A 3253-nucleotide genomic window follows, 5' to 3' on the forward strand; every position below is an offset into this window, starting at 1 on the left:
CGGCGGCAAGTACCCGCTGAAATTCACCACCGAGGTCCAGGTGACCCCTGACATCTTGCCCTACCGCTGGGAAGACGCCCGTCCGATCACCGCGCCGGACAAGTAGGGGGAGGGGGAACCCGTGGACCTGTCCGGATTCGAGCCCTGGCTGACGCGCTGGCGGCTTGAGGCGGACGGGGCGAGGTGGGCTGCCCGGCGGCTCAGCCGTCGTAGAACAGTTTCGGGTGCAGGCCGATCACCCGGCACCCACCGGTTTCTGGGCCGCCTTCCACTTCTGGTCGGCCACCCGCACCCTCGTCGCCGACCCAGCCCGGGCGATCGGGGTGGCCTAGGGGCGAGCGAGGGGTGCAGCTGAGCCGCCGCTGACCCCCTCACCCGGCTTCGCCGGGAGCTCCCCCTGATGGGGAGCAATTTGCGCTTCTAATTCCGCCCCCAAGGGGGAGGTGGACCGGGACGGCAGTCCCGGGAGGGAGGGGGTCAACGGCATCGCCGCCCCGCCCCTCACCCCGCGTCCGCGAACTCCTAGACCACGTCTTCGAAGGCATCCACGGCGAAGGTGTAGAGGATCCGCCGGGGCGCCTCCCCCTCGCTCCAGGCGGCGGAGGACGCAGGCCCGGTCCATGGGCGTCGCCTGGATTGAACCTCGACTCTTCCCCCGCCGGGTCTAGGCTCTGCTTCCATAGAGGTGGGGCCCGGGGGGATCGGCATGCAGGTATCGAGCGCGAACGGCCTTGAGGCCCGTCCGACCGGGGCCCGTTACTACGTCCTGGCGATCACCTGCCTGGCCTATGCGCTCAACATCGCCGACCGCTATGTGGTGACCACGGTCATGGAGCCCATGCGGCTGGACCTCCAGCTTTCGGACAGCGGCATCGCCTTCCTGACCGGTATCCCGCTGGCGGTCTTCTACGTGTCCCTGGGCCTGCCCCTGTCCTGGCTGGCGGACCGCGCCAACCGGCGGAACATACTGGCGGCGTCCCTGGTGATCTGGTCGGGGATGACCGCGCTCTGCGGCCTGTCCCAGACCTACCTGCAGTTCCTTTTGGCCCGGATCGGGGTCGGGATCGGAGAGGCTGGTGGCACGCCGCCGTCGAACTCCATCCTGGCCGACCATTTTCCCGCCGACCGGCGGGCCATGGCCATGACGATCTTCGCCCTGGGTGCCCCCCTGGGCGCCTGGATGGGGGCCGACATGGCCGGCTTCGTGGCCAGTCATTACGGCTGGCGGGCGGCCTTCCTGGCCCTGGGGGCACCCGGGGTCGTCCTCGGGGTCGTCGTCTTCCTGACGGTCCGGGAGCCCGCGCGGGGGCGCCTCGATCCCGTCGCCGGGGTGGCGCCGAAGCGAGAGGGTTTCCTTCGCGCCATGGCCTTCCTCTGGAGCCAGAAGGCCTGCGTCCATGTCATAATGGGCGGCGGGATCTGCGCGCTCTGGGGGTGGGGCCTGATCTGGTTCGCCCCCACCTTCCTGCAGCGGGCCTACCATCTGGATGTCGGTCAGGCCGGGGCCCTCCTGGGCCCGATCCACCTGGTCACGGGCACGGCGGCGACGGTGGTCACCGCCTGGCTCCTGTCCCGACCCGCCTTTGCCGACCCGCGCCGGATCTGCTGGCTCCTGGCGGCGGGGGTCGCCCTGGCCACCGTCCCGTCCTTCATCGCCTTCCAGACCCATGACCTGGGGGTCGCGCGCCTGATGTTCTGGCTGTTCATCCCGGCGCTCTATTTCTACGTCGGCCCGGCCATGGCCCTGGTCCAGAACCTTGCGCCGGCCGGCATGCGCGCGACCTTCATCTCGGTCTCGGTCCTGGTCGCCAACGTGCTGAACCTGATCGTGGCGCCTCAGGCCGTGGGCCTGCTCAGCGACCATTTCGGAGGCGCGGGAGGCCCGGATGCGGAGTCCCTGCGGCTGGCCCTGCTGATCCTGGCGCCCACCGGATTCTGGGCCGCCTTCCACTTCTGGGCGGCCACCCGCACCCTCGTCGCCGACCAGGCCCGGGCGATCGGGGCGGCCTAGGGGTGCAGCTCAGCCGCCGCTGACCCCCTCAGTCGGCTTCTCCCGGAGCTCCCTAGCGCCTAATTCCGCCCCCAAGGGGGAGGTGGCGCGCACAGCGCGACGGAGGGGGTCAACGGCATCGCCGCCCCATCCCCTTCATCCCGCGTCCGCGAACTCGTAGACCACCTCATCGAAGGCATCCGCGGCGAAGGTGTAGAGGATCCGCAGGGGCGCCTCCCCCTCGCTCCAGGCGGCGTGCCAGGCGTTGCCGGGGATGAAGACGGCGTCGCCGGGCGCCAGGGGGCGCATCTCGCCGTCCAGGTCGATCACCCCGCGCCCGGACAGGATGTAGTAGGTCTCGGCATGGGCGTGCCGGTGCAGGCCCGGCCGAGTTTCAAGGGTGGCGCGCACCTCGGCCACGCCCTGGACCAGGCCCTGGGTCGGGGTCCGCTCGCCGCTGAACAGGGTGCGCCAGGTCACCAGGCCGGGCGCCGGCTCCTCCCAGCCCTCCAGCTCGCAGTCGGCCTCATGGACAAGGGTGGCCTGGACGGACATGGCGCGCGCCTTTTCTGGGAGGAAAGCCAAGGGGGGCCGGTCAGCCGACGATGCGCACCGGCAGGGTCTCGTAGCCCTTGACGAAGTTGGAGGTCAGGCGGCGGGGCGGGGCCACCACCTCAATGCGCTTGAAACGCTTGAGGATCTCCTCCCACACCACCTTCAGCTGCATCTCCGCCAGCCGGTTGCCGACGCAGCGGTGGATGCCAAAGCCGAAGGCCACGTGCTGGCGCGGGCGCACCCGGTCGATGACAAAGCGGTCCGGATCCGGGATGACCTCGTCGTCCCGGTTGCCCGAGACGTACCACATGATCACCTTGTCCCCCTTGCGGATCGTCTTGCCGCCCAGCTCCACGTCCCGGGTGGCGGTGCGGCGCATGTGGGCCACGGGGCTCTGCCAGCGGATGATCTCGGGCACGGCGGAGTCCAGCAGGGACGGGTCGGCGCGCAGCCGGTCATAGGCGTCGGGATTGTCCTGGAAGGCCTGAAGGGCGCCGGTGATCGAGTGTCGGGTCGTGTCGCTGCCGGCCACGGTCAGGAGGACCACATTGCCCGTCCAGGCGAACATCTGTCCGTCCTTGCGGGTGAGGGGATCGCCCGCCAGCAGGGACAACAGGTCATTCCCCGGCGCGGTCTTGCGGGCCTCCCACAAGCCCACGAAGGTCTCGAAATAGGGCATCAGGGCCGCCTGGCGGTCTTCGTTGGTCC

At 70.2% G+C, this 3253-nt stretch carries 3 protein-coding genes; 1 reads left to right on the forward strand and 2 read right to left on the reverse strand.

What is annotated here, in order from left to right:
* Positions 1-706: 706 nt before the first annotated feature.
* Positions 707-2011 carry an MFS transporter gene (locus WCJ52_RS12335; RefSeq protein WP_336903609.1) on the forward strand — a complete coding sequence of 435 codons (1305 nt, stop codon included), beginning with the start codon at positions 707-709 and terminating at the stop codon, positions 2009-2011.
* A gap of 135 nt (positions 2012-2146) precedes the next feature.
* Here WCJ52_RS12335 and WCJ52_RS12340 read toward each other — a convergent pair whose 3' ends face one another.
* Positions 2147-2545 (reverse strand): cupin domain-containing protein, encoded by a 399-nt coding sequence (locus tag WCJ52_RS12340; RefSeq protein WP_336903610.1) that lies wholly within the window; start codon positions 2543-2545, stop codon positions 2147-2149.
* 40 nt (positions 2546-2585) lie between these two features.
* The coding region (locus tag WCJ52_RS12345; RefSeq protein ID WP_336903611.1) for a cytochrome P450 at positions 2586-3253 on the reverse strand (668 nt) is incomplete at its 5' end.

Source organism: Phenylobacterium sp., assembly GCF_037138395.1.
Taxonomy (GTDB): Bacteria; Pseudomonadota; Alphaproteobacteria; order Caulobacterales; family Caulobacteraceae; genus Phenylobacterium.

Excerpts from the sequence above, each read along its gene's own strand:
- WCJ52_RS12335 (WP_336903609.1), top strand. The coding sequence starts at position 707 with ATGCAGGTATCGAGCGCGAACGGCCTTGAGGCCCGTCCGACCGGGGCC.
- WCJ52_RS12340 (WP_336903610.1), bottom strand. The coding sequence starts at position 2,545 with ATGTCCGTCCAGGCCACCCTTGTCCATGAGGCCGACTGCGAGCTGGAG.